This is a genomic window from Rhizobium phaseoli, from assembly GCF_003985125.1.
GTDB lineage: Bacteria > Pseudomonadota > Alphaproteobacteria > Rhizobiales > Rhizobiaceae > Rhizobium > Rhizobium phaseoli.
Map to the genome: position 1 here is coordinate 1 of NZ_ML133594.1, position 21,983 is coordinate 21,983.

At 63.3% G+C, this 21,983-nt stretch carries 19 protein-coding genes; 9 read left to right on the forward strand and 10 right to left on the reverse strand.

Features of this window, described 5'->3' with window-relative positions; all coding sequences use genetic code 11:
- Positions 1 to 151: 151 nt before the first annotated feature.
- The 5 genes from EFD56_RS28925 to EFD56_RS28945 form a co-directional block, all read right to left on the reverse strand.
- Positions 152 to 361 (reverse strand): cold-shock protein, encoded by a 210-nt coding sequence (locus EFD56_RS28925; protein WP_004675957.1) that lies wholly within the window; start codon positions 359 to 361, stop codon positions 152 to 154.
- 443 nt (positions 362 to 804) lie between these two features.
- Positions 805 to 3,021, reverse strand: a complete 2,217-nt coding sequence (locus EFD56_RS28930) for a 3-hydroxyacyl-CoA dehydrogenase NAD-binding domain-containing protein (protein ID WP_126906937.1) — start codon at positions 3,019 to 3,021, stop codon at positions 805 to 807.
- A gap of 31 nt (positions 3,022 to 3,052) precedes the next feature.
- A complete protein-coding gene (locus EFD56_RS28935) occupies positions 3,053 to 3,244 on the reverse strand; it encodes a hypothetical protein (protein WP_085741753.1) in 192 nt (63 codons plus the stop codon).
- A gap of 24 nt (positions 3,245 to 3,268) precedes the next feature.
- Positions 3,269 to 4,477, reverse strand: coding sequence for an acetyl-CoA C-acetyltransferase (locus EFD56_RS28940; RefSeq protein ID WP_012482594.1), 1,209 nt, complete (start codon positions 4,475 to 4,477; stop codon positions 3,269 to 3,271).
- Between the two features lie 91 nt (positions 4,478 to 4,568).
- Positions 4,569 to 6,365 (reverse strand): acyl-CoA dehydrogenase C-terminal domain-containing protein, encoded by a 1,797-nt coding sequence (locus EFD56_RS28945; RefSeq protein ID WP_126906938.1) that lies wholly within the window; start codon positions 6,363 to 6,365, stop codon positions 4,569 to 4,571.
- Positions 6,366 to 6,606: 241 nt separating this feature from the next.
- Here EFD56_RS28945 and EFD56_RS28950 point away from each other — a divergent pair, with 241 nt between their 5' ends.
- The 7 genes from EFD56_RS28950 to EFD56_RS28980 all read left to right on the forward strand — a co-directional run bounded on the left by EFD56_RS28950 (position 6,607) and on the right by EFD56_RS28980 (position 15,397).
- Positions 6,607 to 7,296 (forward strand): DNA-3-methyladenine glycosylase I, encoded by a 690-nt coding sequence (locus EFD56_RS28950; protein WP_126906939.1) that lies wholly within the window; start codon positions 6,607 to 6,609, stop codon positions 7,294 to 7,296.
- Between the two features lie 95 nt (positions 7,297 to 7,391).
- Positions 7,392 to 7,757: a VOC family protein gene (locus tag EFD56_RS28955; RefSeq protein ID WP_016734851.1), complete on the forward strand. Its 366-nt coding sequence runs from the start codon at positions 7,392 to 7,394 to the stop codon at positions 7,755 to 7,757.
- Positions 7,758 to 8,075: 318 nt separating this feature from the next.
- Positions 8,076 to 11,849, forward strand: coding sequence for a peptidoglycan-binding protein (locus EFD56_RS28960; protein ID WP_126906940.1), 3,774 nt, complete (start codon positions 8,076 to 8,078; stop codon positions 11,847 to 11,849).
- Between the two features lie 329 nt (positions 11,850 to 12,178).
- Positions 12,179 to 13,102 (forward strand): sulfite exporter TauE/SafE family protein, encoded by a 924-nt coding sequence (locus EFD56_RS28965; protein WP_012482588.1) that lies wholly within the window; start codon positions 12,179 to 12,181, stop codon positions 13,100 to 13,102.
- Positions 13,102 to 13,902 (forward strand): TIGR02186 family protein, encoded by an 801-nt coding sequence (locus tag EFD56_RS28970; RefSeq protein WP_004672858.1) that lies wholly within the window; start codon positions 13,102 to 13,104, stop codon positions 13,900 to 13,902. The genes EFD56_RS28965 and EFD56_RS28970 overlap by 1 nt, the downstream gene beginning before the upstream one ends.
- A 198-nt stretch (positions 13,903 to 14,100) precedes the next feature.
- The gene (locus EFD56_RS28975; protein WP_126906941.1) at positions 14,101 to 14,658 is read left to right on the forward strand and encodes a dihydrofolate reductase family protein; all 558 of its coding nucleotides are present in this window, start codon (positions 14,101 to 14,103) and stop codon (positions 14,656 to 14,658) included.
- 157 nt (positions 14,659 to 14,815) lie between these two features.
- Positions 14,816 to 15,397, forward strand: a complete 582-nt coding sequence (locus EFD56_RS28980) for a transglycosylase SLT domain-containing protein (RefSeq protein WP_010017588.1) — start codon at positions 14,816 to 14,818, stop codon at positions 15,395 to 15,397.
- A gap of 53 nt (positions 15,398 to 15,450) precedes the next feature.
- Here EFD56_RS28980 and pdeM read toward each other — a convergent pair whose 3' ends face one another.
- The 3 genes from pdeM to EFD56_RS28995 form a co-directional block, all read right to left on the reverse strand.
- A complete protein-coding gene (gene pdeM, locus EFD56_RS28985; protein WP_039751328.1) occupies positions 15,451 to 16,176 on the reverse strand; it encodes a ligase-associated DNA damage response endonuclease PdeM in 726 nt (241 codons plus the stop codon).
- Positions 16,177 to 16,201: 25 nt separating this feature from the next.
- Positions 16,202 to 18,712, reverse strand: coding sequence for a ligase-associated DNA damage response DEXH box helicase (locus EFD56_RS28990; RefSeq protein WP_126906942.1), 2,511 nt, complete (start codon positions 18,710 to 18,712; stop codon positions 16,202 to 16,204).
- A 112-nt stretch (positions 18,713 to 18,824) separates the two neighbouring features.
- A complete protein-coding gene (locus tag EFD56_RS28995; protein WP_064836374.1) occupies positions 18,825 to 19,457 on the reverse strand; it encodes a YitT family protein in 633 nt (210 codons plus the stop codon).
- 130 nt (positions 19,458 to 19,587) lie between these two features.
- On the opposite strand from EFD56_RS28995, the gene EFD56_RS29000 reads away from it, so the two are divergent.
- Both EFD56_RS29000 and EFD56_RS29005 read left to right on the forward strand, forming a co-directional pair.
- Positions 19,588 to 20,088 (forward strand): RrF2 family transcriptional regulator, encoded by a 501-nt coding sequence (locus tag EFD56_RS29000; RefSeq protein WP_004672867.1) that lies wholly within the window; start codon positions 19,588 to 19,590, stop codon positions 20,086 to 20,088.
- Between the two features lie 21 nt (positions 20,089 to 20,109).
- A complete protein-coding gene (locus tag EFD56_RS29005; protein WP_126906943.1) occupies positions 20,110 to 20,571 on the forward strand; it encodes a carboxymuconolactone decarboxylase family protein in 462 nt (153 codons plus the stop codon).
- A 405-nt stretch (positions 20,572 to 20,976) separates the two neighbouring features.
- Here EFD56_RS29005 and EFD56_RS33535 read toward each other — a convergent pair whose 3' ends face one another.
- Together EFD56_RS33535 and EFD56_RS29010 are read right to left on the reverse strand one after the other, a co-directional pair.
- On the reverse strand, positions 20,977 to 21,111 hold the full coding sequence (locus tag EFD56_RS33535) for a hypothetical protein (protein WP_281040063.1): 135 nt from the start codon (positions 21,109 to 21,111) through the stop codon (positions 20,977 to 20,979).
- 131 nt (positions 21,112 to 21,242) lie between these two features.
- Positions 21,243 to 21,878, reverse strand: a complete 636-nt coding sequence (locus EFD56_RS29010; protein WP_126906944.1) for a YitT family protein — start codon at positions 21,876 to 21,878, stop codon at positions 21,243 to 21,245.
- Between the last annotated feature and the right edge of the window lie 105 nt (positions 21,879 to 21,983).

Here is a 21,983-nt window from a genome sequence, read left to right on the forward strand (position 1 = left end):
GCTTGCGAAGATCATTTGAAAGAGGTCGAGTCATCCGATGCTGGCCTCCACTCCAGCCAGCATCTTGAATCACAAAACAGCCAAAAACGGAATCCCTTCCGATTCAACTAAATCCAGATACGCTCTAAAAGACGCGCGGCGCTGTAATGGCTTAAGCCGCCTGGAGGCGATCTGCCGACATCTTGCCGGACTTGTTGTCGCGGACGAGCTCGTAAGACAGCTTCTGGCCATCCTTGAGATCGCGCATGCCGGCGCGCTCAACGGCCGAGATGTGGACGAAAACGTCGGCAGCGCCGTCATCCGGCTGAATGAAGCCGAAGCCCTTGGTTGCGTTGAACCACTTAACGGTACCTGTGTTCATGACGATATCCTTTTCGAATCGCTCATAGAAGATTGCAGCCGGGCGAATGCCCAGCGGCGATGAAAACCGATTTTGGAGGAAGGTCGTCAGGAACGACGCGAGCGCCGTTTCAAAGTTCATCTAGCAAGATCGATGTGCGGCGATCTAATTGCAAATTGTGTCCGCGGCAAGGCGTCGGCAAGGGAAAGTCGAAACATCTCGGATGTCGTACCGTGGTCGCCCCCTCGCCCTGCCGGGCATCTCCCCCACAGGTGGGGAGATTGGCTGGGCGCGAGGGTTCCCCAAACAACTGGCGTCGCAGCCGGGCGAAACGGTAGAGAGGCGGGAAGGTTTGGCCACTTGCCGATCTCCCCACCTGTGGGGGAGATGCCCGGCAGGGCAGAGGGGGGCCTACACGGCACAACGGCAAAGACAGTCCCCTAAAACCCACACCGCGAAAACGACTACGCCGCCGCCCCCATCTTCGCATAGGGATCGAACCGCCCATAAAACGTCTCGCCCCTGGCGGCCATGTCCTTCAGCAGCGGCGTCGGCTTGAAGTGATCCCCGTAAGCCCCCGCTAACCTCTCCGCCAACTCGACGAAAGCCTTCACACCCATGCCGTCGATATAGCTCAGCGCGCCGCCGGTGTAGGGCGCGAAGCCGAAGCCGAGGATCGAGCCGACGTCGGCTTCGCGCGGATCGGTAACGATGCCTTCCTCGACGGTGCGGGCGGCTTCCAGCGCGATGCTGACGAGGAAGCGCTGTTTGAGGACGGCGACATCGACCTCATCCGCCTTCTTCTGCGGATAGAAGTCCTTGAGCTCCGGCCAGAGCGACTTCTTCGCCGGTTTCGGCGGATAGTCGTAGAAGCCCTTGGAATTCTTGCGGCCGAAGCGGCCCTCCTTTTCCACCATGCGGGAGATCAGCTCCATATGCCTGGGGTCAATCGCCTTCTCGCCGAGATCGGCGATAGTGGCCTTGAGGATCTTCAACGACAGGTCGATGGCGACCTCGTCGTTCAGCGCCAGGGGACCAACCGGCATGCCGGCCATCTTGGCGGCATTCTCGATCATGGCGGGCGGCACGCCCTCGATCAGCATGTCGTAACTCTCAGACATGTAGCGCAGCACGCAGCGATTGACGAAGAAACCGCGGGTGTCGTTGACGACGATCGGCGTCTTCTTGATCGCCGCGACGTAATCGAGCGCGACGGCCAGCGCCTTGTCGCCGGTCTCCTTGCCGAGGATGACCTCGGTCAGCATCATCTTCTCCACGGGCGAGAAGAAGTGGATGCCGATGAAATCGGCCGGGCGCTTGGAATTCTCCGCCAAGCCCGTGATCGGCAGGGTCGAGGTATTGGAGGCGAAGATCGCGCCTTCCGGCAGCACGGCTTCAACCGCCGCGATGACCGATTTCTTCACTTCGCGGTCTTCGAACACCGCCTCGATGACAAGATCGGCGGTGGCAAGACCGGCATAGTCGGCGGCAGGCGTGATGCGGGCAAGAAGGGCCGCAGCCTCGTCCTGCGTAAACCGCCCCTTACCGACGGAATCCTTGACGAGGCCTTCGCAGACGGATTTGCCCTTGGCGGCGGCCTCCAAGTCGCGGTCGATCAGCGTCACCGGGAGACCGGCAGCAGCGGTGACATAGGCAATCGAGGCACCCATGAAACCGGCGCCGACGACGCCGACATGCTTCAGTTCGGTCTTGGGAATGCCGGCGGGGCGGCGGGCGCCCTTGCCGAGCTCCTGCATGGAGATGAACAGCGAACGGATCATCGAGAAGGCTTCGCGGGTATGCAGCACCTCGGTGAAATAACGCTGCTCGATCTTCAGGCCGGTGTCGAACGGCACCTGCAGGCCTTCATAGACGCATTTCAGGATGGCGAGCGCTGCCGGATAATTGCCCGAGGTTTCGCGGCGCAGGATTGCCGGCGCGGCCGGCCAGAGCTGGGCAGAGGCCGGCGTCCAGATGCCGCCGCCCGGCAGCTTGAAACCCTTTTCATCCCAGGGGGCGACCGGCTTCAGCCCGTCCTTGATCATCTGCTTGGCGGCGGGGATCAGCTGGTCCGGCTCGACCACCTGATGCACGAGATTCATCGCCTTGGCGCGGGAGCCGCTCAGCGACTGGCCTGTCGTCATCATCTGCAGCGCGTCCTGGGCGTTTGCCAGCCGCGGCACGCGCTGGGTGCCGCCGGCGCCGGGGAAGATGCCGACCTTGACCTCGGGCAGCGCGATCTTGACGCTCTTGGCATTGGAGGCGACGCGGCCGTGGCAGGCGAGCGACAGTTCGAAGGCCCCGCCCATGCAGGTGCCGTTGATCGCAGATACCCAGGGCTTGCCCGAGGTTTCGAGCTTGCGGAACAGGCCGGACATGCGGCCGACGAGACCGAAAAGCGTCTGAACGGCCGTTTCCGGGTTCCTGGCCTTCTCCTCCTGATAGGCGCTGAACATCGACTTGATCATCGAGAGGTCGGCGCCGCCGGAGAAGGAGGATTTGCCCGAGGTGAAGACGACACCCTTGACGCCGGCGTCCGCGGTGGTGGCGTCGATGATGGCGTTGAGCTCTTCCATCACCTCTGATGTGAAGACGTTCATCGATTTGCCGGGCATATCCCAGGTGACGAGAGCGATGCCGTCGGCGTCAGTTTCAACTGTGAAGTTCGTGTAATTGCTCATCGGGATTTCCTCTTCCCTCAATTCCTAGGTTTTAAAAGACGCCGACCATGAAGCAACTCAACCCGATGACCAGAGCGAGGAACAACAGCAGGAAGCGATTTTCGCTCCTTAGCCGCCGCGAATGCTCCTTGGGAGAGACGCGGAGTGCCTCAGCAGAGGCCTGCTCCATGTCCTTCTCCAGATTGCGAAGCTCGAAGTGGCGCTTCGTCTCGTTCTGGCCCATGGTTTTGCTCCGCCCGTCAGCGTCTCAAACGCGTTCGATAACCGTTGCCGTGCCCATGCCGGCGCCGATGCAGAGCGTCACCAGCGCGGTATTGAGATCGCGCCGTTCGAGCTCGTCGAGCACCGTGCCGAGGATCATGGCGCCGGTGGCGCCGAGCGGGTGGCCCATGGCGATGGCGCCGCCATTGACGTTGATCCTGTCGTGGTCGATGTCGAAGGCCTGCATGTAGCGCAGCACGACAGCGGCGAAGGCCTCATTGAGTTCGAAGAGGTCGATATCGGCAAGGCGCATGCCGGTCCGCTTCAACAGCTTTTCGGTGACGTCGACGGGCCCGGTCAGCATCAGGGCCGGATCGGAGCCGATATTGGCGAAGGCCTTGATGCGGGCGCGCGGCTTGATCCCCATGCTCTCGCCGCCGGCCTTCGAGCCGAGCAGGACGACGCCGGCGCCATCGACGATGCCGGAGGAATTGCCGGCATGGTGGACATAATTGATACGCTCGATCTCGGGATGGGCCTGGATGCCGACGGCTTCGAAGCCGCCCATCTCACCCGGCATCTGGAAGGACGGGTTGAGCGAGGCGAGCGCCTGCATGTCGGTGCCCGGACGCATGTGCTCGTCCTTGTCGAGGATCGTCAGGCCGTTCTGATCCTTGACGGGGATGACCGACTTGTCGAACCAGCCCTGTTCCCAGGCATGTCCAGCGCGCTTCTGGCTCTCGACGGCATAGGCGTCGACATCGGTTCTGCTGAAACCGTATTTGGTGGCGATGAGATCGGCCGAGACGCCCTGCGGCATGAAATAGGCCGGGAAATTCACCGAAGGGTCCATGAACCAGGCACCGCCGGACATCCCGAGACCAACGCGCGACATGCTTTCGACGCCGCCCGCAATGACGATGTCGTCGGCACCCTGGGCAATCTTGCCGGCGCCGAAATTGACGGCGTCGAGGCCGGAGGCGCAGAAGCGGGAGATCTGCATGCCCGGCGCCTTCGTCGAATATCCGGCTTCGAAGGCGGCGGCCTTGGGGATGACGGCGCCGGCATCCATGACAGGATCGACGCAGCCCATGATGATGTCGTCGACCGTTCGCGTGTCGAGCCCGTTGCGGTCGCGGATCGCTTCCAGCGTCTTGGCCGCCAGGCGCACGGACGGCACCTCATGCAGCGCGCCGTCCTTCTTGCCGCGGCCGCGCGGCGTGCGGACGTGGTCGTAAATGAAAACCTCGGTCATTTCCTCATCTCCCTGACGGCGCGGCGGCGCCGGTGAATTTCGTGTTCTCCCTTCTCCCCAGCGGGGGTCCGCAGGGGAGAAGGGGACACAATCAAAACGCTTCCGCGGCCAGCGCCATCATCGTGTCGGCGCCGGCTTCGATGCGGGCCTTGCGCAGCGCGGTTTCCGGCATGATACGTTCCATGAAGAAGCGGGCAGTCACCAGCTTGTTCTTCAGGAAATCCTCGCGGCTCGCGTCACCGGACGCAAGGCCGTCCTCGGCGGCCTTCGCCATTTTCGCCCACATATAGCCGAGCACGACGAGGCCGAAGAGATGCATATAGTCAGTCGAGCCGGCGCCGGCATTGTCGGGCTTGGCCATGGCGTTCTGCATGAACCACATGGTCGCACCCTGGACGTCGTTCAAGCCCTTTTTCAGATGCTTGGTGAAGAAGGAAAGCTTTTCGTCGCTGCGGTTTTCCTCGCAGAAATCGCCGATCTCCTTGAAGAGGGCCATGGCGGCGCGGCCGCCGTTCAAGGCGAGCTTGCGGCCGACGAGATCGAGCGCCTGGATGCCGTTGGCGCCTTCATAAATCATGGCGATGCGGGCATCGCGCACATACTGGCTCATGCCATGTTCTTCGATATAGCCGTGGCCGCCGAAGACCTGCTGGGCCATGACGGCATGGTCGAAGCCCTTGTCGGTCATCACGCCCTTGAGGATCGGGGTGACGAGGCCGAGAATATCGTCGGCCGTCTGGCGTTCCTGCTCGTCGGTGGCGCGGTGGGCGATATCGGATTTCAGCGCCGTCCACAGCAGGAAGGCGCGGCCGGCCTCGTTAAAGGCGCGGATGGTCATCAGCGTGCGGCGAATGTCCGGATGGACGATGATCGGATCGGCCTTCTTATCCGGCGCCTTGACGCCGGAGAGCGAGCGGCCCTGGATGCGGTCGCGAGCATAGGCGGCGGCGTTCTGATAGGCGATCTCGGAAATGGCGATGCCCTGCAGGCCGACCATCAGCCGGGCCTCGTTCATCATCACGAACATGGCGTTGAGGCCGCGGTTTTCGGCGCCGATCAGGAAACCCGTCGCCTCGTCGTAATTCATGACGCAGGTGGCGTTGCCGTGAATGCCCATCTTGTGCTCGATCGCGCCGCAGGAAACGGCGTTGCGGGCGCCGGGCGCCCCGTCCTTGCCGACCAGGAATTTCGGAACGATGAACAGCGAAATGCCCTTGGTGCCTTCGGGCGCGCCTTCGATACGAGCCAGCACCAGGTGAACGATATTGTCGGTCAGATCGTGTTCGCCGGCGGAGATGAAGATCTTCTGGCCGGATATTCTGTAGCTGCCGTCCGCCTGCGGCACCGCCTTGGTGCGCAGCATGCCGAGATCGGTGCCGCAATGCGGCTCGGTCAGGTTCATGGTGCCCGACCAGGAGCCGTCGACCATCTTCGGCAGGTAGGTCTCCTTCTGCTCCTGCGTGCCATGGACGAGGATCGCGGCGATCGCGCCCTGCGTCAGGCCGGGATACATCATCAGCGACATGTTGGCGGCAGAGGTATATTCGCCGACGGCGCAATGCAGGGTATAGGGCAGCCCCTGCCCCCCGAATTCCTCCGGCACAGCGAGACCGATCCAGCCACCTTCGCGATAGGCCTTGTAAGCCTCTCGGAAGCCCTTCGGCGTCGAGACGCTGGCATCGTCGTGGCGATGACAGCCCTCCTGATCGCCGGAATAATTCACCGGGAAGAGCGCCTCCTCGGCAACCTTTCCGGCCTCGCCGAGGATCGCCTCGATCATGTCAGGCGTGGCATCGGCAAAACCCGGCAGATTGTTATAGCGCTCGAGGGCCAGCACGTCGTTCAGGACGAAGAGCGTATCATTCACCGGGGCCTTGTAGACTGGCATTTCGCGAATTCCTCCATTCGACTGACCGGGTCGAGCCGGCCTCGGGCACTGTCTTACAAAATATTGACGTTTGCGTAAACGTCAAATTCTACCGCTTCGCCATTTCGCGAAAAAATTCGTGAACCGCGAATCCGCGCGAGGAGGAGACGTGATCTCCCCTTCCTTGTCCATCGGGGAACGGCATATAAGGACGAGCGTCTTTTTATCCGCAATTCGGACATTGCTTCAGGGGGCGGCCGGCATGATGAGTTTCGAGGCGATAAAGCAGCGTGCGGAGGAACGGAAAGGCGGCGCAGCGGCGCTGCAGGCCTTGCTGGAGAAGCATCGGCCGGATCACGACCGGCTGCGCGCCATGCCCGACGACCGGATACTTGCCGACATGACCCGGCGCATTTTCTACAGCGGCTTCGTCCAGAAGGTGATCGATGCGAAATGGCCGGGCTTCGAGGCGGCGTTTTCCGGTTTCGATCCGGCAATGCTGAATATTGCGCCGGACGATTATTGGCATGAGCTGACCTTGGACGAGCGGATCATCCGCAACGGCGCGAAGATCATGTCGGTTCGCGCCAATGCCGCTTTCATCAGGGAACTGGCGAGGGAACACGGCAGCGCCGGCGCCTTCCTCGCCGACTGGCCGCGGGAAGACCAGATCGGCCTCCTCGACCTGTTGAGCAAACGCGGCAGCCGGCTCGGCGGCATGACCGGGCAATATTTCCTGCGCGGCATCGGCCGCGACAGCTTTGTCGCCACGATGGACGTGCTGGCCTGCCTGCGATCGGCCGGCGTGCCGCTGTCTGCCTCCGGCACGGCGAAGAAGGACCAGCCGATGATCCAGCAGGCCTTCAACGACTGGGCCGAGGAGACCGGGCTTTCCTTCATCCATCTGTCGCGCATCAGCGCCTATTCGATCGATGCGGGAGCGCCGCACTGAAATTCCAGCCGGATGTTACGCCGGCGGCGAAACAACTTTCGCGGCTGAGGTGAACAGGATAGGCTCCCTCTCGTCGAGCTGGCAGGGAGGAACCGATGCCGCGCCTGGACCATGTCACGATCGATACCCGCGATGCGCCTCGCATGATCGGCTTCCTGCAAGCCATTCTCGGCGTCAAGGAAGGCTATCGGCCGCCCTTCCCTTCGCCCGGCCATTGGCTCTATCTCGACGACCGCCCGGTCATTCATCTCAGCCTGACATCGCGCAGCACCGATTTTCCGCCGGGCATCTTCAATCATGTCGCCTTCAGCCTTTACGAATTCGCCCCGGCGCTGGAGCGCATCAAGGCGAGCGGCTATCGCTATGAATATTACGATATTCCCGACACCGATCTCGGCCAGGTCTTCGTTTACGGTCCGGAGGGCGTGAAGATCGAACTGCAATATAAGCGGCCGGCCTGACGCGTCGTCGGCCAAAGCGAGCGGCAATTGCCGCCAAAAACGGCGCTTGAGACACAAACGTTAAAAAATTCTCATCGATATTAACGGCTTGTTTACGACGTTTCGTGAAAGGTGCGGGTTGAGCAGTAGTGACCCGCATTCCTTTTTCCAGTCTCGCGTTTCTTAAAGATGCCGCTACATCGTTCAGCCTGAGGAAAGTCTAATTGACTATCTTCTGATGGATGATGCGCTCCGGTCGGCGTGAAGACGCTGGCCACAGACGGAAAAGCCACGGATCGAGCTCTGACGAGAGATCGAGCAGTCGAAGCGAGCAAGAAGATGAACGGATCGCGATCAAATCCTTCCCGGCAGTCCGACAGGACCTCGCTCGATGCGCTGAACCGCACGATCGAAGGGCTGGAGGCGCGCATCGAAGGGCTCATGGGCAGCGGGCGCGACCAGCGGCCGCGCACGGCAACGGCCGAGCGCGACGTTTACGCCAGCCCCAATTCGCCGCGCCCGGCAAGAGCGCCGATCGAGCCGCGGCCGGATCCGCTCGCTGAAATCCGCCAGCGCCAACGCGCGCTGGAAGCCGGCCGGGAACGGCCTTACGGACGCGAGCCGACCCCGCAGCTGCGCGAACCCGCGCCGCGCGCCGCGGCATCACAGCCGACACCCGCCTTCCGCGCCGGCGACGATACGATGACGGAGATCGCCCAGGCGCTTGTCAACCTGCGCCAGGACCTTAAGCGCGACATTTCCGAAGGCGTCACCCGCGAGATGAACGCGCTGCGCACAGAACTGCGCGAGATCAAAACAAGTGCCGGAGACGGCCGCTTCGCCGACGACATCCGCGCCGACATGAGCCGCCTCGCCCAGAGCATCAATCAGCTGACCGGACGCTCGGCCGGCGCGGAAGCGGCCGGCCTGCGTGAAGATTTCGAGGATCTGCGATCGCTGATGGACGGGCTGGCGCGCGAGGAATCGCTGCGCCACATGGAAAACCGCTGGGACGGCTTCGAAAACCGGCTTGCTGCGCTCGACACCGAGGGTCTGCAGGAAGAGCTCGTTTCGCTCGCCTACCGGCTCGACGACATCAAGCGCCACATCGGCGGCATGGGCGAAAGCCCGGCGGTGCGGGCACTGGAAGACAAGCTCATCGCCATCGCCACGGCGATGGAGCAGTTCGGCAACATGATCCAGCCGCATGACCGGGTCATGGCCGAACAGTTCGCCGCCATGGACATGCGGCTCGACGAGATCAGCCGGGCGATCGCGGCCAGCGGACGTGCGGCCGCCAACAGCGATCCGACGCTGATGCAGCGGCTGGAAAGCCGGCTTTCGGCGCTTGCCGACCAGATCGACGTGATGAGCCATGACGCGGCCAGCCGGGCGACGCCCGCCGATGAGCTGGCGATGCGGCTGGAAGCGCTGACGGAACGTGTCGAGGAACTGACAAGGGCGGAAGCGACGTCGCGGCTCGACGAGCGGCTGGAACATCTTTCCTATCTCTTGGAGCGCACGCAGCAGACGGCGGCGCAACCCGATCTCAGCGGACCGCTTTCCGACATCTCCCGCAAGATCGACGCGCTCGAGAACGGCGCGGTCAACGACGTGCTGGCGCAGCGGCTCGATTATCTCGCCCGGCGCATCGACGAGATGGCCCATCCGCAGCCGGCGCCGGCCGCGGCAATCGACGACGGCGCCTTCCGGCGTCTCGAGGGACGGCTGAGCGACATCGCCGCCCGGCTGGAAGAGAGCACGGCAGCACCGCCGACCGATCCGCGGGCGCTGAAGAACCTCGAGGACCAGATCGCCAATCTTTCGGCGCTGATGAGCGAGCCGCGCGAAAGCGCTGCGATCCCCGCCGATCTCGACCGGCGCATGGGCGCGATCGAAGATTACATGGCGACGAGCGACGAATATATCATCGAAGCGGCGCGTCAGGCGGCGGAAGCCGTCGTCGAGGCCTATTCGCGCAACGGCGCCCTGCAGGGGGCCGTGCCGGCCGCCGACATGTCGGCGCTGACGGCGCTGGCCGAGGATCTGCGCCATCTCGAGGATATCAGCCGCGACAGCGAGGAACGCACGCACAAGACGTTCAAGGCGCTGCACGAGACGCTGGTGCATATCGCCGACCGTCTCGACGGCATGGAAGAGCGCGGACGGCCGGCCGCCCAGATGCCGGTCGCCGACGTCGATTTCGATATCGACCCTTATGCGCTGATGGTGGCAGAGACCACCCGAACGCCGGAAGCTGCCCCGGCAGCGAAGGCCTCTCCGGTCATCCGCTCGGCGGAGGTCGCAGCCGAACCTGTCGTCCCGGCGCAGGCCGCAGTGATGAGCGCAACCAGCGCGATCGCCATCGAAGCGGCGACCAGAACGCCGGAGGCCGCGACGCCGGCGCCGGCAAAGCCCGGCCTGCTCGCCAGCCTCGGCAAGCGGTTGCGGCCCGGCAACAAGGCCGAGACAAAGGCCGCCGAACGGGCGGTGATCGACCCCGCGCCGTCGATCGATCCTGCCGACGTGGTGCCGACGGATGCGGCAAACGAACTGCTCGAGCCGGGTTCGGGCGCGCCAGACGTCAAGAAGATCCTTGAACGGGTGCGTGCCAGCCAGAGTGCCGCACGCGGCAAACCGCCCGTCGAGACCGATCGCGCCGATTACATCGCCGCTGCGCGCCGGGCGGCGCAGGCAGCAGCCATGGAGGTGGACGCCAATCCGAAGCAGGCCGGCAAGGCCGAGAAGAAAGGCGCGACTGCCAAGGCCGACAAGACGGGCAAGACCGACCAGACGGGCAAAACCGGCAAGGTCAGCGCCTTCTCGCGCTACCGCCGGCCGATCCTGCTGGCGATCGGCGCCGTGCTGCTCGCCATCATGGCCTTTCCGCTGGCCCGGACGTTGACGAGCGGAGAGCCCGCGCCGCAGCCGCCGGCCGAGGTCTCGGCGCTGACAGGCGCAACGGAAAACCCGCAGCCGGCCCTGCCCGAAGCAACGTCCGCCCAGCCCGACACCGGCGCTGCGGAGGCGAACGCTCCCGCAACCGAGACGGCACCTCCTGCCGCCGAACAGGCGCAGCCGGAAACAACCCCGCCCACCGGCGGCGATCATCTGACCGACGCTGCCCCGCTCGATGGCGAAGGAGCTGCAAGTTTTGCGCCCGCCGCTTCGTCCGGCGCGCCGCAGGAAACATCGGGCTTCGTACCGAACACGCCGGCCGCAGCACCGCAGGCGGCCATCACGATTCCCGACACCGTGCAGCCGAAATCGCTTGCCGATGCGGCGCAGGGCGGCGATGCGCTGGCGCTGTTCGAGATCGGCGCGCGCTATTCGGACGGCCGCAACGGCATGACGGTCGATCAGAAGCAGGCGGCCAACTGGTACCAGCTTGCGGCCGACAAGGGTTTTGCGCCGGCGCAGTACCGGCTCGGCAGCATGTATGAGAAGGGCAACGGCGTCGAACGCGACATCGCCAAGGCAAAGACCTTTTACGAACAGGCGGCAAACCAGGGCAATGCCAGCGCCATGCACAATCTCGCCGTGCTCTACGCCTCCGGCGCGCTCGGCCAGCAGGATTATGCGACAGCGGCCTCCTGGTTCACCAAGGCCGCCAATCTCGGCATCACCGACAGCCAGTTCAACCTGGCGATCCTCTGCGCGAGGGGCAACGGCGTTCCCACGGACATCGAAGAATCCTACAAGTGGTTTGCGATCGCCGCCAAGGCCGGCGACAAGGACGCGGGCCAGAAGCGCGACGAAGTGGCAAACGCGATGAAGCCCGATCAGCTCGAGCGGGCTCGCGCCAAGGCCGATCTCTGGAAGCCGGAACCGCTCGACCACCGCGCCAACGGCATCGATATCCCCGACGAATGGGCGGGCACGGGCGCCAAGACGGCCTCCGTCGACATGAAGAAGGCGATCCGCAACATCCAGGCCATCCTCAACAATAACGGCTTCGACGCCGGCGTGCCGGACGGCGAAATGGGCGCCAAGACCGTTACCGCGATCAAGAACTTCCAGAAGTCGATCGGCCAGGCGCCGGACGGCAAGGTGACCGACGCGACGGTCAAGGCGCTGCTCGAGCGCAACAAGCAGGTGGCCAAGGCGATCTAGAACGGTTGCCGCCGGCTACGGACATGATGATGTCTTGTTTGCGCCAAGCCGGGCGCAAACCGCACGGCTGTTTTGCTGGAATCGCGCTACAGAAGACCTGCGGCACCAAGACATTCGCCATTTTTTCCGCCGCCTGTCACGCAATCTGAAAAAAGCCGGATTATGCGGGACAGATCGCCTGGCGCATCCGTCGAATCGTCCACTCTCGATCTCCATCGCCCCAGGGGCTGATCGAAAGCCTCTGGCAACGATTTCGCGGTAAGGTGCGCAGTCGAACGGGGACGTGACGGAAACCGCCCGGCAGGGGCGGTCATCATTCGGGGTCGGTTGTGACAATTTATCTGCCCATCGCAGAATTGTCGGTGAACATTTTCATCATTCTCGGCATGGGGGCGGCCGTCGGATTCCTGTCAGGAATGTTCGGCGTCGGCGGCGGTTTTCTCATCACACCGCTGCTGATCTTCTACAATATCCCCCCGGTCGTGGCGGTCGCCACCGGCGCCAACCAGGTGGTGGCGTCGTCGATTTCGGGCGCGATCACGCATTTCCGCCGCGGCACGCTCGACGTCAAGCTCGGCACGGTGCTTCTGGTCGGCGGCCTCTCGGGCGCTACCGTCGGCATCTGGATCTTCTCGCTGCTGCGCGCCCTCGGCCAGCTCGATCTGTTCATCTCGCTGCTTTACGTGATCTTCCTCGGCACGGTCGGCGGGCTGATGCTGCTCGAAAGCATCAACGCCATGCGGCGGGCCGCCCGCAACGAGCCGCCGGCGCCACGAAAGCCCGGCCATCAGCACTGGGTGCACAAGCTGCCGCTGAAGGTGCGCTTCAAGAAATCGAAGATCTTTCTCAGCGTCATTCCGATCGTCGCACTCGGCTTTGCGATCGGCATCCTCACCTCGGTCATGGGCGTCGGCGGCGGCTTCATCATGGTGCCGGCGATGATCTACCTCCTGCGCATCCCGACCAATGTCGTGGTCGGCACGTCGCTCTACCAGATCATCTTCGTCACCGCCTATACGACGATCGTGCAGGCGGCGACCAACTTCTCCGTCGACATCGTGCTGGCCTTCATCCTGATGGTGGCCGGCGTCATCGGCGCCCAATACGGCGTGCGCGTCGGCCAGAAGCTGCGCGGCGAACAGCTGCGCGCCCTGCTCGGCCTGCTGGTGCTGGCCGTTGGTCTGCGTCTTGCGATCGCGCTGGTGGTGACGCCGACCGATATTTATTCGGTGGTGATGGGGACGGGCAACTGATGCGCCTCGCTGCCGCCGTCCTCGCCTTTCTTTGCCTGCTGCCGGCCGCCGCCGGCGCACAATGGCTGCCCGGACAATCGACGGAAGCGGTGCGCGAGGGGCTTGAAATCGGCACTTCGACCAGTGAAATCGCCATCACCTCGGATTTCCACGGCGCCGATCTGACGATCTTCGGGGCGCTCTCGAACACCGATCAGCTGCTGCTCGCCATCGGCCAGTATGACGTGGTCGTGGTGCTCGAGGGTCCGCGCCAGGATGCGACGGTGCGCAAGAAGGAACGCGTCTTCGGCATCTGGATGAATACGCGCTCGATGACCTTCGAGGCGGTGCCGCATTCCTATTCGATGTCGAGCTCGCGGATGATCGACGATCTGACGACGCCGCTCGAACTGACCGATCAGGGGATCGGCATCGATCACATTCCGCTGACGCCAGTCGGCTTCGTCGGCGACGGCAGCAATCTCGGCGAATTCCGCCAGGCTTTCCTGCGGCTGCAGCAGGGAGGCGCGCTTTACGACCGCAATCCGAGCGGCGTGCGGTTCGTCGCATCGAACCTGTTCAAGGCGAGCCTGCGCCTGCCGGCCAATATTCCGAACGGGGTGCATACGGTACGCGCCTATCTCTTCAAGAGCGGCGATCTCGTCACCGAGAAATCGCTGCCGCTGCGCGTCATCAAGACGGGCATCGAGCAGACGATCACCGATGCCGCACATGACCAGCCGATCCTCTACGGCTGCGCGGCCGTGGCTCTCGCCGTCGTCACCGGCTGGGGCGCCAGCCTGATCTTCCGCAAGGACTGAGCCGCCGCAAGGCGAGGTACTCCCGCCAATGTCTTCTTGTGGCCGCCACCGGTCGAGCGCGGCTTGACCGCACATACCCCGACGCGCCTCATCCGCCCTTCGCAAAAACCGCTTGCATTTCGCAATCTGTCACTTTAGCTTCAGACCGGTTTTGACTAGCAACCGGTTTAAATTCGACAATCGAGAAGGAGGATGGAGATGAGAAAGCTTATCGTCTGGAACCTGATGACGCTCGACGGGTATTTCGAAGGCACGAAGCCGTGGGATATCGACTTCCACAATCTTGCCTGGGGACCCGAGCTGCAGCGCTATGCCGAGCAGTTCGGCGAAGAAGGCGATCTCCTGGTTTTCGGCCGCAAGACCTATGAGGGCATGGCCTCCTACTGGCCGACCGCAGAAGGCGAAGGCAGGATCAAGGCCTATATGAACGGCATCGCCAAGATCGTCGTGTCCAGGACGATGACCGAGCCCGGCTGGAACAATGCCCGTATCGTCAGCGATCCGATCCCCGAATTGACGCGGCTGAAGCAAGAGGAAGGCAAGACGATCTTCATCTTCGGCAGCGCTGATCTTGCCGACAGCCTGCTGAAGGCCGGCCTCGTCGATGAAATCAGGATCTGCGTGGTGCCCGTCATCCTCGGCGCCGGCAATCCGCTTTTCAAACCGGCTGCGGCCCAGGTGCCGCTGAAGCTCATTGAATCCTCGACGACGGCAAGCGGCGCGGTGATCCTGCGCTATGAACCGGTCAAGGTGTAGCGGTTGTGGGCCACGGCTGTGCGATGCCCGGGCTGTACCGTCCGCGGAACGCCCCCGGTCGGAACCGGCAGCCCTCTCCAAAAAACCTCGTATTCGACTAAAAACCGGTTCTTAACATTTACGAGTTAGTAATCTCTCTGAAACGAGAGGTTTTGTTATGCGTACTCGTATCGTTCTGACCGTCGTGGGGCTGGCGCTGCTTGCCGGCTGCGCAACGGCGCCGAAGCAGACGAGGAACATCTGCGCCGTCTTCGACCAGCGCGAGGGGCTTTTTTCCAGCTGGCAAAGAGCGGCCGAGCGCACCGAAAAGAAATACGGCGTGCCCGTGCCGATCCTGATGGCGACGATGTATACCGAATCCGGCTTCCAGCCTTATGCGCGGCCGCCGCGTACCAAGCTGTTCGGCTTCATTCCCTGGACCCGGCCATCGACCGCCTATGGCTATTCGCAGGCACTCGACGGGACGTGGGATCACTATCAGTCGCAAACCGGCAACTGGGCGGCGCGGCGGACGAACTTCACCGACGCGATCGATTTCATCGGCTGGTACCACTATCAAAACAGCGTGGAGACCGGCATTCCGCTAAACGATGCCTATAATCTCTATCTCGCCTATTATTCCGGGCCGACAGGCTACAAGCGCGGCGACTGGCGCGCGAACGGACAGTTGCAGCAGACCGCGCAGAAGTTCGCGCGGATGGCCGGGACGTATCAGCAGCAATTGCAGGGGTGTGATTGAGTAAAGGGTTGCAGAGGGGGCTGGCGCGGCACGCCCTATCCGAATAGCAATCGCTACCCCCGCAAATTCCCGTACCGCACCGAATAAATCCGATCGCGCCCCAAGAGATGCGCCACCAGCGAGGATGTGTCGAACAGGCCTTTCATCGCCTGATGGCCGAGATCCAAGCCGCCGCTCATGACGCCGAAGGCCGGCATCAGCAGGCGGGCGCCGTCGGTGGCAAAACACGGGCGGCGGATCGATCTCTCGCGCCGGCGCACGGTCGCCGACGGGTGCAGGTGGCCGGCGATTTCGCCGCTCTGCAGGCCATTTTTCGGCTCGTGGCGGAAGGTCAGGCCGGCATAATGCATCTCGTCGGCGCAGCTACCCGGCAGATCGACGACACCGTCGGGATCGTGGTTGCCGTTGATCCAGAGCCACTCGCGGCCGCGCGCCATGCCGACGATCAGCGCGCGAAAGTTTTCCGGCAGATGCGCGGAGCCGATGCGATCATGGAAATTGTCGCCGAGCGAGACGACGAGCTTCGGATCATACCGGGAGATGACAGCGGCCAGCACGGTCAGGGTCGCCAGCGTATCGTAAGGCGGCAGCATCATGCCGCGGCGGGCAAAAGCGGCACCTTTTTCCAGATGCAGATCGGAGACGATGAGCAGGCCGGCGTCCGGCAGATAGAGAGCGCCGAGCGGATCGCAGACGGCGGCGATGCCGTGGATCGATGTCTCGATGCCCGGCATAGTGGCCAATCCTGAAATGTCGCGCGCGAGCGCCAGGCGGTTCATCACGGTCGTTATTCCCAAACAGGTCTCAGGCCAGCGCCTCGGCGATCAGATCGTCGGCCGCTTCGGCGAGCAGCGCATCATGGGCCTCGCCCGGCACCGCCTCGCGTCCGATCTCCAGCATCACCGGCACGGCGAGCGGAGAAATATGGTCGAGCGGGCGATGGGTGATGTGGCCCCTGATTCGCATCAGCATATCGCCAAGTCGGCTTATATCCAAAAGTCCGGTCGCCGCATCCTGCCGCGTCGCCTGCAAGAGGATGTGATCCGGCTCGTGGCTGCGCAGCACGTCATAGATCAGATCGGCGGAGACGGTGATCTGGCGGCCGCTCTTTTCCTTGCCGGGATGGCGGCGTTCGATCAAGCCTGCAATCACGGCGCAATTGCGGAAGGTGCGCTTCAGCAGGAAGGATTCGTTGAGCCAGGCTTCGAGATCATCGCCCAGCATATCCGCGTCGAAGAGGTCGGACAGACTGAGCCGGCCGTTGGCGATCATCAGGCCCATATCCTCCAGTCCCCAGATGGCGAGCGAATAATCGGTGGCGACGAAGCCGAGCGGCTTGGCGCCCGCCCGGTCCAGCCGGCGCGTCAGCAGCATGCCGAGCGTCTGATGGGCGAGACGGCCCTCGAAGGGATAGGCGACCATGTAACCGCGGCTGCCGCGCGGGAAGGTTTCGATCAGGAACTCGTCGCGCTTCGGCAGCATCGACTTGTCCGTCTGCAGCGACAGCCAGTCGCGCACCTGATCTGGCAGCTGGCGCCAGCGGTCGGGATCGGCGATCATCGCCCGCACCTGCTCGGCGAGATAGGTCGACAGCGGAAACTTGCCGCCATTATAGGCGGGGATCTTCGGATCGAGCGAAAAAGCCTGTGACGCCAGGCATTCGTTTTCGCGGATGCCTTCGAAGCGCAGCACCTTGCCGGAGAAGATGAAGGTATCGCCCGGCGACATCTGTTCGAGGAAATATTCCTCGACCTTGCCCAGCGTCGCGCCGCCGCGGCCGATCCGGCCGCCCTCGCCGCGCTTGACCATGCGGATATTCAGCATCGGGCTTTCGACGATGGTGCCGAGATTGAGGCGATATTGCTGGGCGACGGCGGGATTGGAGACGCGCCAGCGACCCTCCTTGGTCTTGCGGATACGGGCGTAACGTTCGTAGGTCCTGAGCGCATAACCGCCGGTCGCGACGAAATCGACGACGCGCTCGAAGGTTTCCCAGCTGAGATCGGCATAGGGCGAGGCGCTGGTGATCTCGTCATAAAGTTCCAGCATGTCGAAGGGTTCGGCGCAGGCCATGCCGAGCACATGCTGGGCAAGCACGTCGAGCGCGCCGCGGCCGACGGGCGGCGTGTCCTGTGCGCCGATATAATTGGCATCGAGCGCTGCCTGGCACTCCATGACCTCGAAGCGGTTGGCCGGCACGAGGATCGCCTTCGAGGGCTCGTCCATTCGGTGGTTGGCGCGGCCGATGCGCTGAGCAAGACGCGACGCCCCTTTGGGCGCGCCGACATGGATGACCAGATCGACATCGCCCCAGTCGATGCCGAGATCGAGCGTCGAGGTGGCGACAACGGCACGCAGCCGGTTTTCGGCCATCGCCGCCTCGACCTTGCGGCGCTGGGCGACATCGAGCGAGCCGTGGTGAAGGGCAATCGGCAGGTTGTCGTCATTGATCGTCCAGAGCTCCTGGAAGAGCATTTCGGCCTGGCTGCGGGTATTGACGAAGAGCAGCGTCGTCTGGTGGTCGAGCAGCTGCCTGTAGACATCGGGAATGGCATATTTGGCGGAATGGCCGGCCCAGGGAATGCGCTCTTCGGTCGACAGTATCGAAATGTCAGGTTTGGCGCCGCCTTCGACGACGACGAGGCCGGCGTGATGCTCCCGGCCCTCCTGCTGGGCGACCAGCCATTTCTGCAGATCCATCGGCTCGGCGACGGTCGCCGACAAGCCGATGGTCTTGAGGCCTGGGGCAAGGCGGCGCAAGCGGGCAAGGCCGAGCGACAGCATATGGCCGCGCTTGGAGGTGACGAGCGAATGCAGCTCGTCGAGCACGACATATTTCAGATCCTTGAAGAAACGCTCGGCCTCGCGGCTGGCGAGAAGCAGCGCGACCTGCTCGGGCGTCGTCAGCAGAATATCCGGCGGATTGAGCTTCTGGCGCTGGCGCTTGGCATTCGGCGTATCGCCGGTGCGGTTTTCGACGGTGACCGGCAGGCCCATTTCCGCCACCGGCTTCATCAGGTTACGCTCGATGTCGATCGCCAGCGCCTTCAGCGGCGAGACATAGAGCGTGTGAATGCCGGTGAAGGCGGAGCCGGGCGGAATCTTGCCGCGACGGGTGAGATCGGTGAGCGACGGCAGGAAGCCGGCAAGCGTCTTGCCGGCGCCGGTCGGCGCAATCAGCAGCGTGCTTTCGCCAGCCTCGGCGCGGGCAAGCAGCTCCAGCTGATGGGCGCGCGGACGCCAGCCCTTTTCCGCAAACCAGCGGGTAAAGGCGGCAGGAAGCTGGGCGCTGGCTTCGGAATCGATCTGGTCCACGCCCTGAAGGTAGTGAAAGCGCAGGGAAATAGAAGAGCCGCCATCCGCTTACGCGCATGATGCCGAAAAGTGCGAGCGGTTTCCGGGCGATATCATGCGCTGCTTGCCTGACTTAGACTGCGATATAGCGGTCCTTGCGGTGGTTGATGGCGAGCGTGAGGTTGAACACGATGGCGCCGAGCACGGAGCAGGCGATGATCGAGGGGCTGGCGACAAGAAAGGAGAGCGCCAGGATTAGACAGTCGAAGCCGAGCTGGACGAGGCCGGCGCGCCAGCCGAGACGATCCTGGATATAGAGGGCGAGGATGCCGATGCCGCCGAGGCTGGCGCGGTGGCGGAAGAGCGCCAGCATGCCGGCGCCGATGACGAGGCCGCCGAAGAGCGCACCGGCAATAGGATTGACGTGCCCAATACCAATGAAGCCGGGCACGAATTCGGACAGAACGGAGGTCAGCGCGATGGCGGCGAAGGTCTTGATGGTGAAGGCCGGCCCCATGCGGCGGAAGGCGAGATAATAGAAGGGCAGGTTCACGGCGAAGAAGCAGAGGCCGAAGCTGAAACCGGTCGCGTAATGGGCGAGGAAGGCAAGACCCGCCGTGCCGCCGGCAAGCAGCCCGGCGCCGGAGAGGAGCGAGACGCCGAGCACGGCAAGCATGCTGCCGGCGACGATGCCTTGGGCGTCGTCGAACAGCGAGTGGCGGTCGGCGCTGGAGTTCAGAAGGCCTGTAAAGGCGTTGGCTGCCATGATGTTCCCCTGTCGTTTTTCCCGGTTCTATCCGCCGTTACCATAAAGGCAAGCGACAAGCAGCGAGGACAACAGTTGACAGCCGGCATAATCATGGATATATTTTATCCACGATAAGGAGATCGGCTCCATGAAGATGAGCGACGGCGTCGAGCAAGCCATTCATAGCGTTGCAATGCTTTCCGGCCTCTCCGAAGGCGGCGTGCTGTCGGCCGCGGCGCTGGCGGAATTCCATGGGGTGTCGACGAGCTATCTGTTGAAACATCTGCAGGCGCTGTCGGGCGCCGGCATCCTCGATACCGTGCCGGGACCGCGGGGCGGATATAAGCTGGCAAAGGCGGCGGAAGAGATTTCGCTGCTCGATATCCTGCTCGCCGTCGAAGGACCGGCGCCGGCGTTCCGCTGCGCCGAAATCCGCCAGCGCGGCCCGAACCCGGTCTCCGACCGCTTCTTCGCCAAGCCCTGCAATATCAGCGCGGCGATGCTGCGGGCCGAACGGGTCTATCGGGCCGAACTCGCCAAGACCAGCATTGCCGATCTCGGCATCGAATTGAATGCCCTCGACGACGGATCGATCGCAGCCCGAGGCTGCGCCTTCCTCGAAATCCACGAACGCAAGACGGCTCGCTGAGCCCTATCAAAGGAGAAAGACATGCAACCGCGTTTCAACTTCGCCAAAGCCGCCCCCGATGCCTACAAGGCCGTCGCCGCACTCGAACAATATGTCCAGACCTCTGGCCTGGAGCGCCGCTTCATCCACCTGATCAAGCTGCGCGCCTCGCAGATCAACGGCTGCGCCTATTGCGTCGACATGCATGTGAAGGAAGCCCGCCACGACGGGCTCAGTGAGCAATGGATCAACCTGATGTGCGTCTGGCGGGAATCGCCGGTCTATGACGCCCGCGAACGCGCCCTGCTCGGCTGGGTCGACGCCGTCACCAACATCGCCAAGACGGGCGCGCCGGATGCCGATTACGAAACGTTGAAGGCGCATTTCTCCGAAGAGGAGATGACGAAGATCACCGTGACGATCGGCGCCATCAATGTCTGGAACCGGCTCGCCGTCGGCTTCCGCTCGCAGCATCCGATCGATGCGGTGACAAAGGCGGCTTGAGGCCGGGGACACGCGGCAGCGCGCTGAAGCAGGAAGAGTGACGTGTCATCCGCTTCGTCGACAGCGAGTTTGGCAAAACGGCCCTCCCAATCTCCGTCATCCCAGGCCTTGAGCCTGGGATCCGTGGCCCCGCTGGTGGGGGCGGCATGGATCCTCGGGTCAAGCCCGAGGATGACGGAGTGTGGGTGATTTCTGGAGCAAGAATAGCGAGAAATCGGGGCGCGGCTGCGATTTTGACGTGGGCTGCTCAGCCTCATCATCTGCCCCGCAGGCACCTTTGTCTGGACTGGGACGCAGCTCGCCCCAGGCGGCGGTTGCGTTAGACGGATGGAGGGCTGCTGTTGGCGCAATGGAGACGGCAATCCCAACAACCGACCCGAAAATCTCGGGTCGGTTGAATATCCGTTACTCGCGACCGGTCGTGGCCCGTACGGCAACCGCGTCTGACCCATCGCCCGAGAGGTCGATGCTGTTGAGCAGATCGCGGACGACCTTCGCGATTTCGTCTGCGGAAGCGCCCCTGGCGTATTCTTCCTGCATGCGGCGTCTCACAAGCTTTTCCAAATCTGACATAGTTCACCTCATCAAATCCGGCGCGGGTTGAAGTGTCGCGCCGGGGCCGATGACAGGCAAGTTACGTTTTGTTTAGAATGGCTTACGGATTTGTAATGTCAGAGGGCGATGTAGCGGTCGGCGCGGTGGTTGATGGCGACGAAAAGGTTGAGGACCAGGGCGCCGAGGACGGAATAGAAGACCACCGGCGGCGTGGTGACGAAGACGGCGGCGGCCAGCACGCACATATCGATGGCAAGCTGGACGAGGCCGGCGCGGATGCCGAAGCGCTCCTGCAGATAGACGCCGAGAATGCCGACGCCGCCGAGGCTGGCGCGGTGGCGATAGAGAGCCAGCGCGCCGAAGCCGAGCAGCAGGCCGCCGAGAAGGGCCGCCCAGGCCGGATGGATGCTCGAAATGGAAAAGAGACGCGACTGCAGATCTGCGATCGCCGAGGTCAGGCCGATGGCGATGAAGGTCTTCATCGTGAAGGCCATGCCGAGACGCTTCCACGAGAGATAGAAGAACGGCAGGTTGAGCAGGAAGAAGGCGAGGCCGAAATTGACGCCGAAAGCGTAGTGCAGAAGGAAGGCGACGCCGGCGGTGCTGCCGGTGAGCAGGCCGGCGCTGGCAAGCACGTAAAGGCCGAGTGCTGCGACGAGACTGCCGGAGAATATGCCCTGCACGTCTTCGATCGGAGAGTGACGCGTTGCGCTCGTATTCCAGACGCCGAGGGCATTGATGAGCTGTGTCATGTCGCCAGTCTCCAACAGCAGACGTGTTCGCGAGCACGTCCGGAGACATCCGGACGCGGTGGATTTTCGAGTGTGAAATGAGTCGAGCGCTCGGCGTCTTATCGC

What these genes read in the sequence shown, in the direction of transcription:
- EFD56_RS28925 (WP_004675957.1), bottom strand. Translation starts at nt 361, where the DNA reads ATGAACACAGGTACCGTTAAGTGGTTCAACGCAACCAAGGGCTTCGGC.
- EFD56_RS28930 (WP_126906937.1), bottom strand. Translation starts at nt 3,021, where the DNA reads ATGAGCAATTACACGAACTTCACAGTTGAAACTGACGCCGACGGCATC.
- EFD56_RS28935 (WP_085741753.1), bottom strand. Translation starts at nt 3,244, where the DNA reads ATGGGCCAGAACGAGACGAAGCGCCACTTCGAGCTTCGCAATCTGGAG.
- EFD56_RS28940 (WP_012482594.1), bottom strand. Translation starts at nt 4,477, where the DNA reads ATGACCGAGGTTTTCATTTACGACCACGTCCGCACGCCGCGCGGCCGC.
- EFD56_RS28945 (WP_126906938.1), bottom strand. Translation starts at nt 6,365, where the DNA reads ATGCCAGTCTACAAGGCCCCGGTGAATGATACGCTCTTCGTCCTGAAC.
- EFD56_RS28950 (WP_126906939.1), top strand. Translation starts at nt 6,607, where the DNA reads ATGATGAGTTTCGAGGCGATAAAGCAGCGTGCGGAGGAACGGAAAGGC.
- EFD56_RS28955 (WP_016734851.1), top strand. Translation starts at nt 7,392, where the DNA reads ATGCCGCGCCTGGACCATGTCACGATCGATACCCGCGATGCGCCTCGC.
- EFD56_RS28960 (WP_126906940.1), top strand. Translation starts at nt 8,076, where the DNA reads ATGAACGGATCGCGATCAAATCCTTCCCGGCAGTCCGACAGGACCTCG.
- EFD56_RS28970 (WP_004672858.1), top strand. Translation starts at nt 13,102, where the DNA reads ATGCGCCTCGCTGCCGCCGTCCTCGCCTTTCTTTGCCTGCTGCCGGCC.
- EFD56_RS28975 (WP_126906941.1), top strand. Translation starts at nt 14,101, where the DNA reads ATGAGAAAGCTTATCGTCTGGAACCTGATGACGCTCGACGGGTATTTC.
- EFD56_RS28980 (WP_010017588.1), top strand. Translation starts at nt 14,816, where the DNA reads ATGCGTACTCGTATCGTTCTGACCGTCGTGGGGCTGGCGCTGCTTGCC.
- pdeM (WP_039751328.1), bottom strand. Translation starts at nt 16,176, where the DNA reads ATGAACCGCCTGGCGCTCGCGCGCGACATTTCAGGATTGGCCACTATG.
- EFD56_RS28995 (WP_064836374.1), bottom strand. Translation starts at nt 19,457, where the DNA reads ATGGCAGCCAACGCCTTTACAGGCCTTCTGAACTCCAGCGCCGACCGC.
- EFD56_RS29000 (WP_004672867.1), top strand. Translation starts at nt 19,588, where the DNA reads ATGAAGATGAGCGACGGCGTCGAGCAAGCCATTCATAGCGTTGCAATG.
- EFD56_RS29005 (WP_126906943.1), top strand. Translation starts at nt 20,110, where the DNA reads ATGCAACCGCGTTTCAACTTCGCCAAAGCCGCCCCCGATGCCTACAAG.
- EFD56_RS33535 (WP_281040063.1), bottom strand. Translation starts at nt 21,111, where the DNA reads ATGCAGGAAGAATACGCCAGGGGCGCTTCCGCAGACGAAATCGCGAAG.
- EFD56_RS29010 (WP_126906944.1), bottom strand. Translation starts at nt 21,878, where the DNA reads ATGACACAGCTCATCAATGCCCTCGGCGTCTGGAATACGAGCGCAACG.